The sequence below is a fragment of the Acidovorax sp. SUPP2539 genome (assembly GCF_030158975.1).
GTDB lineage: Bacteria > Pseudomonadota > Gammaproteobacteria > Burkholderiales > Burkholderiaceae_C > Paracidovorax.
Genome location: NZ_BQXJ01000004.1, coordinates 229,669 through 242,860, shown reverse-complemented (window position 1 = coordinate 242,860; position 13,192 = coordinate 229,669). Strand labels below are relative to the sequence as shown.

13 protein-coding genes are annotated in these 13,192 nt (G+C 69.1%); 5 read left to right on the top strand and 8 right to left on the bottom strand.

What is annotated here, in order from left to right; translation table 11 throughout:
• Window positions 1-6: 6 nt before the first annotated feature.
• The 4 genes from frr to rpsB all read right to left on the bottom strand — a co-directional run bounded on the left by frr (window position 7) and on the right by rpsB (window position 3,178).
• Complete coding sequence (gene frr, locus AVTE2539_RS15730; protein WP_272568485.1) at window positions 7-567, bottom strand: ribosome recycling factor; 561 nt, start codon at window positions 565-567, stop codon at window positions 7-9.
• Window positions 568-615: 48 nt separating this feature from the next.
• On the bottom strand, window positions 616-1,338 hold the full coding sequence (gene pyrH, locus AVTE2539_RS15725) for a UMP kinase (RefSeq protein ID WP_272568484.1): 723 nt from the start codon (window positions 1,336-1,338) through the stop codon (window positions 616-618).
• A gap of 56 nt (window positions 1,339-1,394) precedes the next feature.
• Entirely contained in the window at window positions 1,395-2,321 is a 927-nt protein-coding gene (gene tsf, locus AVTE2539_RS15720; protein WP_284398757.1) for a translation elongation factor Ts, read from the bottom strand.
• A gap of 104 nt (window positions 2,322-2,425) precedes the next feature.
• Window positions 2,426-3,178, bottom strand: a complete 753-nt coding sequence (gene rpsB / locus AVTE2539_RS15715) for a 30S ribosomal protein S2 (RefSeq protein ID WP_272568482.1) — start codon at window positions 3,176-3,178, stop codon at window positions 2,426-2,428.
• A 301-nt stretch (window positions 3,179-3,479) separates the two neighbouring features.
• Between rpsB and AVTE2539_RS15710 the strand changes: the two genes are divergently transcribed.
• From AVTE2539_RS15710 to AVTE2539_RS15700, 3 genes are all read left to right on the top strand, one after another.
• Window positions 3,480-4,727 carry an FAD-dependent oxidoreductase gene (locus AVTE2539_RS15710; RefSeq protein WP_284411986.1) on the top strand — a complete coding sequence of 416 codons (1,248 nt, stop codon included), beginning with the start codon at window positions 3,480-3,482 and terminating at the stop codon, window positions 4,725-4,727.
• 15 nt (window positions 4,728-4,742) lie between these two features.
• Entirely contained in the window at window positions 4,743-6,308 is a 1,566-nt protein-coding gene (locus tag AVTE2539_RS15705) for an NAD(P)H-hydrate dehydratase (protein ID WP_284411984.1), read from the top strand.
• A 170-nt stretch (window positions 6,309-6,478) separates the two neighbouring features.
• Window positions 6,479-6,661: a hypothetical protein gene (locus AVTE2539_RS15700; RefSeq protein ID WP_272568478.1), complete on the top strand. Its 183-nt coding sequence runs from the start codon at window positions 6,479-6,481 to the stop codon at window positions 6,659-6,661.
• 79 nt (window positions 6,662-6,740) lie between these two features.
• Here AVTE2539_RS15700 and AVTE2539_RS15695 read toward each other — a convergent pair whose 3' ends face one another.
• The 4 genes from AVTE2539_RS15695 to AVTE2539_RS15680 form a co-directional block, all read right to left on the bottom strand.
• Window positions 6,741-7,433 (bottom strand): hypothetical protein, encoded by a 693-nt coding sequence (locus tag AVTE2539_RS15695; protein ID WP_284411981.1) that lies wholly within the window; start codon window positions 7,431-7,433, stop codon window positions 6,741-6,743.
• Window positions 7,430-8,437: an MlaD family protein gene (locus AVTE2539_RS15690; protein ID WP_284411978.1), complete on the bottom strand. Its 1,008-nt coding sequence runs from the start codon at window positions 8,435-8,437 to the stop codon at window positions 7,430-7,432. Before AVTE2539_RS15690 ends, AVTE2539_RS15695 begins: the two co-directional genes overlap by 4 nt.
• Before the next feature lie 144 nt (window positions 8,438-8,581).
• Window positions 8,582-9,385 carry an MlaE family ABC transporter permease gene (locus AVTE2539_RS15685; protein ID WP_284411976.1) on the bottom strand — a complete coding sequence of 268 codons (804 nt, stop codon included), beginning with the start codon at window positions 9,383-9,385 and terminating at the stop codon, window positions 8,582-8,584.
• Between the two features lie 130 nt (window positions 9,386-9,515).
• Window positions 9,516-9,977 carry a MerR family transcriptional regulator gene (locus AVTE2539_RS15680; RefSeq protein ID WP_272568473.1) on the bottom strand — a complete coding sequence of 154 codons (462 nt, stop codon included), beginning with the start codon at window positions 9,975-9,977 and terminating at the stop codon, window positions 9,516-9,518.
• A gap of 79 nt (window positions 9,978-10,056) precedes the next feature.
• Between AVTE2539_RS15680 and AVTE2539_RS15675 the strand changes: the two genes are divergently transcribed.
• A complete protein-coding gene (locus AVTE2539_RS15675; RefSeq protein ID WP_284411974.1) occupies window positions 10,057-12,195 on the top strand; it encodes a heavy metal translocating P-type ATPase in 2,139 nt (712 codons plus the stop codon).
• Between the two features lie 301 nt (window positions 12,196-12,496).
• Complete coding sequence (locus AVTE2539_RS15670) at window positions 12,497-13,132, top strand: YitT family protein (RefSeq protein WP_284411972.1); 636 nt, start codon at window positions 12,497-12,499, stop codon at window positions 13,130-13,132.
• Window positions 13,133-13,192 lie beyond the last annotated feature (60 nt).

Sequence of the window (13,192 nt, the reverse complement as noted above, 5' to 3'; positions counted from 1 at the left end):
CGGGGATCAGACCGCCATGATTTCCTGTTCCTTGCCGGACACCAGCGCATCAACTTCGGCGATGTGCTTGTCGGTGACTTTCTGAATCTCGGTTTCCGAACGTTTCTGGTCGTCTTCGGAGGCCAGCTTGTCCTTGACCAGCTTCTTGACAGCTTCGTTGGCGTCACGGCGCAGATTGCGCACGGCGATCTTGGCGCTCTCGCCTTCATTGCGTGCGAGCTTGGTCATTTCCTTGCGGCGCTCTTCGCTCATGGGAGGCATGGGCACGCGGATCAGGTCGCCCATGGAGGCCGGGTTCAAGCCCAGATCGCTTTCGCGGATGGCTTTCTCGATCTTGGCGCCCATGCCCTTTTCCCAGGGCTGGACGCTGATGGTGCGCGAGTCGATCAGGGCCACGTTCGCCACTTGCGACAACGGCACAAACGAGCCGTAGTACTCGACCTGCACGGAATCGAGCAGCGCTGGATTGGCGCGGCCGGTGCGGATCTTGGACAGATTGTTCTTGAACGCCACGATGGACTGGTCCATCTTGGTTTCTGCATTCTTCTTGATATCGGCAATGGTCATGTTTTTCTCCTCAGCATGAAGCCGGGCGCGCCGGGGCGCGCCCAACGCTCAAGCGTACACCAGCGTGCCTTCGTCCTCACCCATAACCACGCGCTTGAGCGCGCCGTGCTTGATGATGGAAAACACGCGGATCGGCAACTTCTGGTCACGGCACAGGGCAAACGCCGTCGCATCCAGAATCCCCAGATTGCGCGACATGGCCTCGTCGAACGTGAGCTTGGTGTAGCGGGTCGCCGTCGGGTCCTTCTTGGGATCGGCGGTGTACACACCGTCCACCTTGGTCGCCTTCAAAACCACCTCGGCGCCGATTTCGGCACCCCGCAGCGCTGCCGCGGTGTCGGTGGTGAAGAAGGGATTGCCGGTACCGGCGGCGAACACCACCACCTTACCCTCTTCCAGATATTGCAGGGCCTTGGGGCGCACGTAGGGCTCGACGACCTGCTCGATGGCGATCGCCGACATCACGCGGGCCGTCAGTCCCTGCTTGTCCATGGCGTCGGCCAATGCCAGCGCGTTCATGACCGTGGCCAGCATGCCCATGTAATCGGCGGTGGCGCGGTCCATGCCGACCGAGCCGCCGGCCACGCCGCGAAAGATGTTTCCACCACCGATCACCACGGCCACCTGCACACCCATGCGGGTGACCTCAGCGATCTCCTCCACCATCCGGACGATGGTGGCACGGTTGATGCCGAAGGCATCGTCCCCCATGAGCGCCTCGCCAGACAACTTGAGCAAAATGCGCTTGTGGGCTGGTGCAGCGATGGACATGGGGACTTCTCCGTGGGGCAATGGAATGGCGGGTGAGGTGGCGATGGGGTCTGCGATCAAGCGGCAGACTTGGCGGCGGCCACCTGGGCGGCCACTTCGGCAGCGAAGTCGTCCACCTTCTTCTCGATGCCTTCGCCGACCACGTACAGCGTGAACGCCTTGACCGTGGTGTTGGCGCCCTTGAGCATCTGGCCCACGGACTGCTTGCCGTCGGCGGCCTTCACGAAGACCTGGTCGAACAAAGACACTTCCTTGAGGTACTTCTGCACGCCGCCTTCGATGCGCTTGCTGACGATTTCGTCGGACTGGACGGCCTTGCCCTCGGCTTCCGCCTTGGCCTTGTCTTCCGCGGCCTTGGCAGCGGCGACCGAGCGTTCCTTCTCGATCAGGTCGGCAGGCACGTCGGCGCTGGTCAGCGCGACGGGCTTCATGGCAGCGATGTGCATGGCCACGTCCTTGGCAGCGGTTTCGTCGCCTTCGAACTCGACCACCACGCCGATGCGGGTGCCGTGCAGGTAAGAGGCCAGCTTGTTGCCGGAGAAGTGCTTGAAGCGGCGGAACGACATGTTCTCGCCGATCTTGCCGATCAGGCCCTTGCGCACTTCTTCCAGGGTGGGGCCGAAGCCGTCCTGGCTGTAAGGCAGGGCACCCAGGGCTTCCACGTTGGCGGGATTGTGCTTGGCCACCAGTTCGGCAGCGGCCTTGGCCAGCGCGAGGAAGCTGTCGTTCTTGCTCACGAAGTCGGTTTCGCTGTTCACTTCGATCAGCCCGCCGGTCGTGCCGTCGATGTAGCTGGCGACCACGCCTTCCGCGGTGATGCGGGCGGCGGCCTTGCCGGCCTTGGTTCCCAGCTTCACGCGCAGCAACTCTTCCGCCTTGGCCAGGTCGCCTTCGGCTTCCGTCAGGGCCTTCTTGCATTCCATCATGGGGGCATCGGTCTTTGCACGCAGTTCGGCGACCATGCTTGCGGTAATTGCAGCCATCTTTTTCTCCAGTCTCAGTTCAGTTCGTTACAGCATTCGGGCTAAAAAAAAGGGGGCTAACCAGGAGCCCCGCTTTCATTCGCGACAGGTCGCGCGGCCGGGAATCAGGCAGCGGTTTCTTCCACTTCCACGAATTCGTCAGAGCCTTCGGCAGCCACGGCCTTGACCACGTCGTTCACGGCATTGGCACGGCCTTCGATGATCGCGTCGGCGATACCGCGGGCATACAGGGCCACGGCCTTGGCCGAGTCGTCGTTGCCGGGGATCACGTAGTCGATGCCTTCGGGGGAGTGGTTGGAGTCCACCACGCCGATCAGCGGAATGCCCAGCTTCTTGGCTTCAGCCACGGCGATCTTGTGGAAGCCCACGTCGATGATGAAGATGGCATCGGGCAGTGCATTCATTTCCTGGATGCCGCCGATGTCCTTTTCCAGCTTTTCCATTTCGCGGGTGAAGGTGAGCTGTTCCTTCTTGCTCATGGCGTCGAGGCCGCCTTCTTGCTGGGCCTTCATGTCCTTCAGGCGCTTGATGGAGGTCTTGACCGTCTTGAAGTTGGTCAGCATGCCGCCCAGCCAGCGCTGGTCAACATAGGGCACACCGGCGCGCTGCGCTTCGGTGGCGAGGATTTCGCGGGCCTGGCGCTTCGTGCCGACCATCAGGATGGTGCCGCGGTTGGCGGTGAGCTGCTTGGCGAACTTTTGGGCGTCCTGGAAGAGCGGGAGCGACTTTTCCAGGTTGATGATGTGGATCTTGTTGCGATGGCCGAAGATGTACGGGGCCATCTTGGGGTTCCAGAAACGGGTTTGGTGACCGAAGTGGACACCGGCTTCCAGCATTTCGCGCATGGTGACGGACATGAGAATTTCTCCGAAGGTTGGGTCTAAAATCCAGCCCCAATAACTGCCGGCTTGCAAGAAGAAGGCAGCACCTTGAAAGGGCTGGTTTGCGATTTGTCTTGCCAGGTCGTCGGCCACGCACTGCGCAGCCACCAGCAAAACCCAAAGATTCTAGCATGGCAGATTGACCGAGCCCAAACGGACCCTTGCGCCACCGGCGCCGGCAGGGCCCGCCTGGAAACAGGCCCTTGGAAAACACAAAAACAGTAGCAGCCAGCGCAGTGTCCATTAGCGCTGGTGCCTGAAAGAGCTCAGAAACCAAATGCACATCGCCATCGTGGGCGCCGGGATCGTCGGCGTCACCACTGCTTACGAACTGACGTGCGACGGCCACGAGGTTTCGGTTTTCGAACAACGCAGCGCCGCGGCCGAGGAATCGAGCTTCGCCAATGCCGGCCTGTCCTCGCCCGCCCTCCTCATTCCCCTAGCGGCCCCGGGCATCGGCGGCCCGCAAAGCACCCGGCTCTGGGGACGCCATGCAGCGGTGCGGCTCGCCAAGGGGGTGACGGCATCCGAGCTGCGATGGCTCTGGCGGTGGCGCAAGGCCGGTCGTTCGCCGGCGCTTCCGATGGCCCTTTCCGCACTGGAGCAACTGGGCCGCTACAGCCAGGCGCGCATGCGGTGGGTGTCGGAGCAGTTGCAGGTGGACGCGGAAACCGGCCGCGGCGCGCTGGTCCTGCTGCGCACGGTCGAAGACCTGGCGCACGTGCAGCCGGCCCTGCAACTGCTGCGGGACGCGGGCATGGCCATCCACGACGTGGATGCCGAGACCGCCCGCCAGATCGAGCCGGGCCTGTCGCCCGACAGCCCCCTGATCGGCGCTCTGCACATTCCCGACGGCGAGTCCGGCAACTGCCGCCTCTTCGCGCAGATGCTGCGCTATGCCGCGCAGGAGCGCGGGGCGCAATTTCATTTCAATGCCCAGGTCACCGGGCTGGATGCGGCGCCCGCGGGCCTGCGGATCGCCGGCGAGACGCTGCCGCGCCGGTTCGATGCCGTCGTCGTCTGCGCCGGCGTGGCAGCGGCGGCGCTGTTGCGCCCTTTGGGTGCCGAGCTACCGATGGCCGCGCTCCACGGCTACTCGATCAGCGCCCCGGTGCGCGAAGACTCCCATGCCCCGCAAGGATCGGTCGTGGACCCGCTCCACCGGGTGACGATCACGCGCCAGGGCCAACGCGTGCGCATCGCGGGTGGCGCCGAACTCGGCCGGGGCGATGGCGCGCACCATGCGCCCACGCTGCAAACGCTGTACCAGGCCATCTCCAGCTGGTTTCCCGGCGGGGTGCAGGTTTCGTCGGGCCAGGTGCAGGTGTGGCGCGGTGCCCGACCCACCCTGCCGGACGGTGCCCCGGTCGTGGGTCCGAGCGGCCTGCCGGGGGTGTGGGTCAACGCCGGCCATGGCGGCTGCGGCTATGCGCTCGCCAATGGCAGCGCTCGGGCCCTGGCCGACCTGATGGCCCAACGCGCGCCCGAGGTGGATCTGCAGCATTTCGCGCTGCGCCGCTTCTGAGCCGGACCCGACGCCATGCGCTCCGAGCCGCCTGCAGCAACAGCGCCGAAGCCCGCCCTTCGCCGGATCACGGCCGATCGGCCCCATCCTCTGTTCGACACGCTGGCCACGCGCCGGATCGAACAGGCCCTGGCAGCGCAGTACCCCCCGCACACCCTGATGCAGCGGGCCGGTTGGGCGGTGGCCCGGCTGGCCCAGGCCATCGCCCCGCACGCACGCAACGCATGGGTGGTCTGCGGTGCGGGCAACAACGGCGGCGATGGCCTGGAGGCGGCGTTCCACCTGCACCGGGCGGGGCGCATCGCCACGGTGATCTGGCTGGGCCAGCCGGACACGGCGCCGCCCGATGCGCTCGCGTCCTATCGGCGCGCTGCGGCCGCGGGTGTCGTTTTTTCCGATGGCCCGCCGCCCGACATGGGGCCCGATGACGTCTGCGTGGACGCTCTGCTGGGCATCGGCCTGGCGGGCGGCGGCAAGCCCCGTGCGGCCGACCCGCGCATGCAGCACCTGCTGGCCCAATTGCATGCCACGCCCGCCCCGGTGCTGTGCGTGGACACGCCCTCCGGCCTGTCGGGCGACACCGGCCAGTTCGCGGCCGGACTGGCGCCGCCGCCAGGCGCCTCGGCGTCACCACGGCACACCCTGGCCCTGCTCACCCTGAAGCCCGGGCTGTTCACCGGGAACGGGCGCGACGCGGCCGGACAGGTCTGGTTCGACGACCTGGGCTGTGGCGCAACGGACGTGGCGCCCTGCGCCTGGCTGGCGGCAGCGCCCCTGCCCGCCCACCGCGCCCATGCCAGCCACAAAGGCAGCTACGGCGATGTGGCGGTGGTGGGCGGAGAAGGGCTGCGGGCCCGGGGCATGGGCATGGCGGGCGCAGCGCTGTTGGCGGCATCGGCGGCGCTGCAGGCGGGCGCCGGGCGGGTGATGGTGGCCCTGCTGGACGGAGGCGACCTGTCCCTCGACCCCATGCAGCCGGAATGCATGTTCCGACGCTTCGACGCGCTGCACCTGGAGCAAGGCACCGTGGTCTGCGGATGCGGCGGGGGCGAGGCCATCCGGGCGGTGCTGCCGAAGGTCCTGGCCGAGGCGCACCGCCTGGTGCTGGATGCGGATGCGCTCAATGCCGTGGCCGGCGACCCGTCCTTGGCGAAGGCGCTGCGCGATCGCGCGGCGCAGCCGGGCCGGCACACCGTGCTGACACCCCACCCGCTGGAAGCGGCCCGGCTCCTGGCGCTGGACACGCCAGGCGTGCAGGCCGACCGGCTGGCTGCGGCCTCCCGGCTGGCGGAGCAATTCGGCTGCGCCGTGGTGCTCAAGGGCTCGGGCAGCGTGATCGCGGCCCCGGGGCAAACGCCCCGCATCAATCCGACCGGCAACGCACGCTTGGCAACGGGCGGCACGGGGGATGTGCTGGCGGGACTGGTGGGTGCGCGGCTGGCCGCGGCGCCCGACGTGCCGAACGCCGCCTTCGATGCGGCCATGGCAGCCTGCTGGATGCACGGCGATGCGGCAGACCAATGGCCTGACGGCACCGCCTTGACGGCGTCGGCACTCGCCCGGCGGCTGACGCCTGGGTGAATTCAGCCCGAAACGGTTGATTTGCGTCAACGGATCGCAACCAACCGTAACTGTCGTCGCAACAGCCTTCCAAAAGGCCTTGTCTGACAGACCGGGCCAGAACGCAAGCGGTTTAATGCGTTCACTCCACCCGCCGTGCAGGCCCCTACCCCTCTTGAAGGACATCTGTCATGAAACGCAAAATCCACTCCGGAACCCGCGCTTTCGCAGCCTTTACGGTGACAGTGCTTCTCGCGGTGGCCGCCACCGCCATGACGCTGGTGCCGGACGAGGCGGTGCAGGCCGCCGACTCGCTGGTGAATCTGCCGGGCAACCTCGAACAGATTCTTCCCGCGGAATCGTTCCTCAACTGAGTCCGGCATCCCGGCACGGCGCGGGCCGGGGCCGTCCCCTGAACCTCCGCGCCACCCCCTCCCCCCTTGAGTTTCTGCATCAGCGCTTTTCAGCGCTGAGCCCCTCTTCCAGCACCGCCAACCGCCTGCGGGCGGCGGCAGCGGCGGGCCCATCGCCCCTCTGATCGGCACGCTGCGCCGCCAGGGTCAGCCAGGCCAGCAGCGGCCGGCGCCACCCCTGCGCAGAGGCGGCCTCCACGGCGGAGTCGACCACCTGCGGCGTCTCCCGGCCGGTTTTCACCCACACCCCCGCGGCCACCAGGCGCGACAGCGGATCGGCCAGGCCGGCTTGCGCAGCCGGGCCGCCCGCCCAGGCGCTGCGCTGCGGCTCGGGCAGGTGGGCGGCGGCGGTGCTGTCGATGGTGCCGGCCAGGTAATCGGCATAGGCCTGGTCCTGCGGCGCGGCGTCGGCGCGCAGGGCCTCGAAGGCCGTGCACGGCTCCACCACCAGGCTGGCGACCTGGGCGGCGCAGCGCATGAGTTCCACACGTGCCAGCAGGTCGGGCCGCCCCGTGCGGGCGACTTCCGCCCGGGCCCGGTCCCACTCCAGCTGCGCGATGCGCGGCTCGCCCGACAGGTATGCCTCGGTGGCCTTGCGGGCCGCGCCGTGGGCATTCATCTGCCATTCCGGCGTGGGCGGCTTGGCCGAGCACGCCCACAGGGCCAGGCAGGGGAGCAGCGCAGCGGCACGCAGCACCGATGTGCGCAGCGGGGAAGACAGCAGGGGTTTCATGGCAGCTTGAGTTCCGTGTCGCGCGCAAACGGCCACTTGCGCTGGATGTCGTTGACCAGGCTCTCCACCTTGCGCAGGTTGCTCTCCACTTCGGCTCGCAAGCTGCCCAGATCGGTGGTGGCTTCGCGCGCGTTGGCACCGATGGCCTGGGCTTCGGCCAGCACGGCATCGACCTTTTTCAGGCTCTGGCGGGTGTCGGCCAGCAGGCCGTTGAGCTGCACCACCGTGGCCCGCACCTCGGGCACGAGCCCCGGATCGCCCGCCGCTCCGAACACCTGCCGGTCGGCCTTGGCGGCCATGCCGTCGATGCGCGCCAGCAGCTGGTTGGTGCGGTCCAGCGTGGCAGTGATCTTTTTGGCATCCGCCTCGCTGCCCATGAGCACGTTGAGCGCGCCGCCCGGCGCGTTCAGCCGCTCGGTCAGCGCACGCACGTTGGACAGCGTGCCGCCCAGCGCGGCGTCCTGGGCTGTCATGGCCTGCAGGTTGGACAGCAGTTCGCGCGCCGATGCCATGAGCTGCGGGATCTCGGCCGTGGCATCGCCGCGCAGCACCGGGCGTTCGGCGCCGTCGGCCAGCAGCGGATCGGTGAGGATGCCGCTGTAGGCCTTGATGGTGGTGCCGCCCACGATGCCGCGCACCAGCGTGAAGACGCTGGACTCGCGCAGCCAGTGCGCGTCCTTGCGCGGCACGTCGATCAGGATGCGCACGTTGCCGTCGGGCGAGAGCTCGATGCCGCGCACCCGCCCGATGGGGAAGCCCGAAAACGTCATGTCCATGCCGACCACCACGCCCTCGGAGTCGTCGGCCGTGAGCACCAGGCGCTGCGTGGGCTCGAAGACGCCGCGTGCATACAGCAGATAGAACGCCGAGCCCACGATGAGCGCCAGCGTGAACAGGAGCAGCGCCGCGGCCTTGCGCTCCAGGTTCGCCACCGGGCGCTGGGCTTCGAGCAGCGCCTCGCTGGCGGCATCGTCCGCTTCGTGGGAAGGGGGCCGCTCAGCCATGGCGCGCACCGCCGTGGGCCCGCGGGCCGAAAGCGCCGGCAGGGAAGGTGTCTGGGTCGGACATGAAAGCGTTTCCTCGGTGAGGCCACGGCGCGCAGCGCGTGCCTTGGCCGGTGTCGGTCGTGGTAGGGGTCACGGAACCAGTTAGTAGTAATTGCCCAGCAGGGACGCGACTTCGATCAGCAGGAGCACGGCGAACATGCGCGCGAGCCCGCCCAGTTCGGAGCCGTGGCGTCCCCGGCTGTCGCCGTTTTCGTAGAGCCCCGCTGCCATGGGAATGAGGGCCACGGCCAGGCTGAAGAACAGGGTTTTCAGCACGAACACCAGCGTGACAGCCGGCGTGAACACCTGGCCGAACATGCGCGTGTAGCTCGGCAGCCCCGCGGTGTTGAGCCCATACACCCCGAAATAGGCCATGGCGAGCGCGACCACGCACGACAGCGCCGCGAGCGTGATGCTGGCGTAGATGCCGGCCACCACCCGTGGCAGCAGCTCCACGCGGATTGGGTCGGCGCCGTGCCGGCGCAGGCTGTCCAGGCGGCCGGCCTGGCGCATGAGGGCGAGCTGGGTGCCGTTGGGGATGGTGGTGCGCATGGCGACGAAGAGCGCGGCGGTGAGCGGGATCAGCTCCAGCACCAGCACGCGGATGACCATCTCCAGCGCGTAACGCGACAGGCCGTAGCTCAGCGCCGTGACGACGACGATGCGGGTGATGACCAGGCTGACCAGCGCCGCCAGCACCGTGAACCCCAGCAGGATGGGCGCCGTGTCCTGGTACATGTGCCGCGCGAGCCGCCAGCGCGTGGCGCGCCCGTAGCTGGACGGCGAGAGCATGAGCACCAGCGCCACCGACCCGAGGTGCACGATGCGCCACCAGGCCACCGCCCAGCCCCGCGCGGCGCGCCAGATGCGGTCGATCAGCGAGGGGGATGGCAGGCCGGCGATCATGCGGGCATCATAGTGGACGGGCCGGCGACGATGCGTAACAAAATTGGCCTCCAGCGCATATTCCACTAGGGCGTTCCGCTATCAATTTCATTGCAATGCGACTGGTGACCGGGGGTGGCGCGGCCTGGCGTCACACGTGCCGCTTGGCCATCGGCGCGGGCGGTGGCACGGTTTCGGCATCGGCGCGGGCGTGCAGCGCCTCGATCACGCGGCAGCGGCCGGCATCGGTGCCGTCGCAGCGGCCGCGCAGCGACAGCAGCTCTTCCTCCAGCGTGCGCAGCTCCTGCAGCCGGGTGCGCACGTGCTGCAGGTGCTCGTCCAGGGTGTCGCAGGCCGCGTGGTCGGCCGCTGCGCCGCTGTGGTCCAGCGCCAGCAGGGTGCGCACTTCGTCCAGCGACATGTCCATGGCCCGGCACAGCCGGATGAAGCGCAGGCGGTGCACCTCGTCCGCGCTGTACAGGCGGTAGCGGTTGTCGGCGCGGGCCTGCTGGGGCAGCAGGCCTTCCTTCTCGTAATAGCGGATGTTGGCGGCCGGCACGCCCGACAGGCGGGCGGCATCTCCGATACGGTGGCAGGGGCTTTGGGCAGACATGGCTTGACCTTCGAGCGGCTTCAAGGTTTTCAATCATGGCACGGCGGCATCGCGCGCGCCCCGACACACCAGGAAAACCATGACAAAACACAGCCACGACCTTTCCCATGCCGGACACGACGGCCATGTCCACGCGGGCCACGGCCCCGCGCCGGCCCCGGCCCCGGCCTCCGCCGCCGCCCGACCGGCCACCGCACCCCGCATCGATGTGTCCTGCTGCGGTGGCGGGTGCTCTAGCACCGCGCCCCAGGCCGGCACGAAGGCGGCAGCCGCCCCGGCGGGCGAAGCGCACGGCGACCACGGCCATGCCTCCGAAGGCGACCACGACGGGCACGACCACGGCGCCCTGCCCGGCTGGGGCCGCCTCGCCGCCGCCCTGGTGGCGGCCACCGGCGCCGAGCTGCTGCACCTGCTGGGGCCGGACACCACGCCGTGGCGCGTGGCGGGCATGGGCGTCGCCGCGGCGGCCATCCTGCTGGCGGGGCTGGGCATCTACCGCAGCGGCCTGCGCTCGCTGATGCGGGGCCAGTTGGGCATCAGCGCGCTGATGGCGGTGGCCGTGACCGGCGCGTTCCTGATCGGCCAGTGGCCCGAAGCCGCCATGGTGATGGCGCTGTACGCCCTGGCCGAGCGCATCGAGGACCGCGCCGTGGGCCGTGCGCGGGACGCCATCGGCGCCCTGCTGGCGCTCAGCCCCGACCAGGCCGACGTGCGCGGCCCGGACGGCCAGTGGCGCACGGTGCCCGCCGCCGATGTGGCCGTGGACAGCACCGTGCGCATCCGCCCCGGGGGCCGCGTGCCGCTGGACGGCGTGGTCACCACCGGCCGCAGCGCGGTCGACGAATCCAGCGTGACGGGCGAGAGCCTGGCCGTGGACAAGGCGCCGGGCGATCCGGTGTACGCCGGCACGCTCAACGCGCAGTCGGAACTGGAATTCCGCGTGACGGCCGCGGCCGGCCAGACCACGCTGGACCGCATCATCCGCGCCGTGGAGCAGGCCCAGAGCGCCCGGGCGCCCACCCAGCGCTTCGTGGACCGCTTCGCCGCCGTGTACACGCCCGCCGTATTCGCCATGGCCGTCGCCGTGGCCATCGGCGCCCCGCTGCTGTTCGGCTGGACCTGGCTGGATGCGATCTACCGCGCGCTGGTGCTGCTGGTGATCGCCTGCCCCTGCGCGCTGGTGCTGGCCACGCCTGTCACCGTGGTGAGCGGCCTGGCCGCCGGGGCCCGGCGCGGCATTCTCATCAAGGGCGGCAACTGGCTGGAGCTGGCCCGCGGCGTGCGCGCCGTGGCCTTCGACAAGACCGGCACCGTGACCGCCGGGCGCCCGGTGCTGGTGGGCCGCGAGTCCTTCGGCAGCGATGGCGCCCAGGATGTGGCGGCGGCACTCGCCGGGCGCTCGGACCACCCCGTATCGAAGGCCATCGCGGCCGGGCTGGGCACCCCCGCCGGCCTTCCCGAGGTGGAGGACTTCACCGCCCTGCCCGGGCGCGGCGTGCAGGCGCGCATCGCCGGCGCCACCTGGCTGCTGGGCAACCGCCGGCTGGCCCAGGAAAAAGGCCTGTGGACCGACGCCGTGGAGGCCGCCGCCGCCGCGCACGAGGCCCAGGGGCGCAGCGTCACGCTGCTGGCCGACGGCCAGGCCGTGCGGGCGCTCTTCGCCGTGGCCGACACGCTGCGCCCGCAGTCGGCACAGGCCGTGGCGGACCTGCGCGCGCTGGGCATCGTGCCCGTGATGCTCACCGGCGACCACGCCGCAGCGGCCCAGGCGGCCGCGCGCGAAGCCGGCATCGACGAGGTGCAGGCGGGCCTGCTGCCCGAGCAGAAGCTGTCGGCCATCGCCGCGCTGCAGCAAAAGCACGGCATGACCGCCATGGCGGGCGACGGCATCAACGACGCGCCCGCCCTGGCCAAGGCCGACATCGGCTTCGCCATGGGCGGCGCCGGCACCGACGTGGCGATGGAGACGGCCGACGTGGTCATCATGAACGACGACCTGCGCCGCGTGGCCGAGACCGTGCGCCTGTCGCGCCGCACGCATGCCGTGCTGATGCAGAACATCGTGCTGGCACTGGGCATCAAGGCGGTGTTCTTCGGCCTGGCGCTGGCCGGGCACGCCACCATGTGGATGGCCGTGTTCGCGGACATGGGCGCCAGCCTGCTGGTGGTGGCGAACGGCCTGCGCATGCTGAGCAGCGAATCGCTATCAAAACAATAGCATCCGGCACAATCGAAACCCCGGCACAGGCCCGTTTTCGCTGGATTTCCTTGGCGCCCCCCGCCGGCCCGGGGAGGGGCCGGTCCACGGCCTTCCCGGGCGGACGGCGCGCTGGGGGCACGGCCGGCCCGGATTTCGCTCTTTGAAGGTCGCGCTTCGCACATTCGCGTGCGGGCGCAGGCGCAGCGTGGGGTAATCATGGGTTCGACACCTCCTAGAATCCGCCCACCTTCTTCACCGGCGCCAGACCGCGAGCCCTTCAAGAGGCCCCGTTCCCCGGCCACGCCGCCCCTCTTCCCGCATGAGCACCCCCGCCCCGCCCACCCCGACATCCCCGCCCACCATGGTTCCCCACACCGCCACCGAAGACACCGCCGCCCTGTTCACGGGCGTGCTGCTCATTTCGGTGGGTGTGGGCTTTTTCGGCAGCGCCGGCCTGCTCACGGGCGGCACGGCGGGGCTGGCCTTTCTGTTGCACTATGCGACCGACATGGGCTTCGGCAAGCTCTTCTTCCTGCTCAACCTGCCGTTCTACTGGCTGGCCTGGCGCAAGATGGGGCGCAGCTTCACCCTGAAGACCTTCGTGGCCGTCTTGCTGCTGTCGGCGCTGACCGAGGCCCAGCCGGGTCTGATGGAATTCGTCGCGCTGCAGCCGCTCTATGCCGCGGTGGCGGGCGGGCTCATCACGGGCACAGGCTTTCTCGTGCTGTTCCGCCACCGGTGCAGCCTGGGCGGCATGGGCATCCTGGCGCTGTACCTGCAGGACCGCTACGGCTGGCGCGCGGGCAAGGTCCAGATGGCGGTGGACTGCTGCATTGTGCTGCTGGCGCTGTTCACGGTGGACCCCATGCGCGTGCTCTGGTCCATCGCGGGCGCCGTGGCGCTCAACCTGGTCGTGGCGATGAACCACCGCCCGGGCCGCTACATGGCCATGTAGCCGGCGCAGGCTCCGCCCGGAACTCCCGCAGCGCGGGGCTATCATTCCCGCCTATGCGCC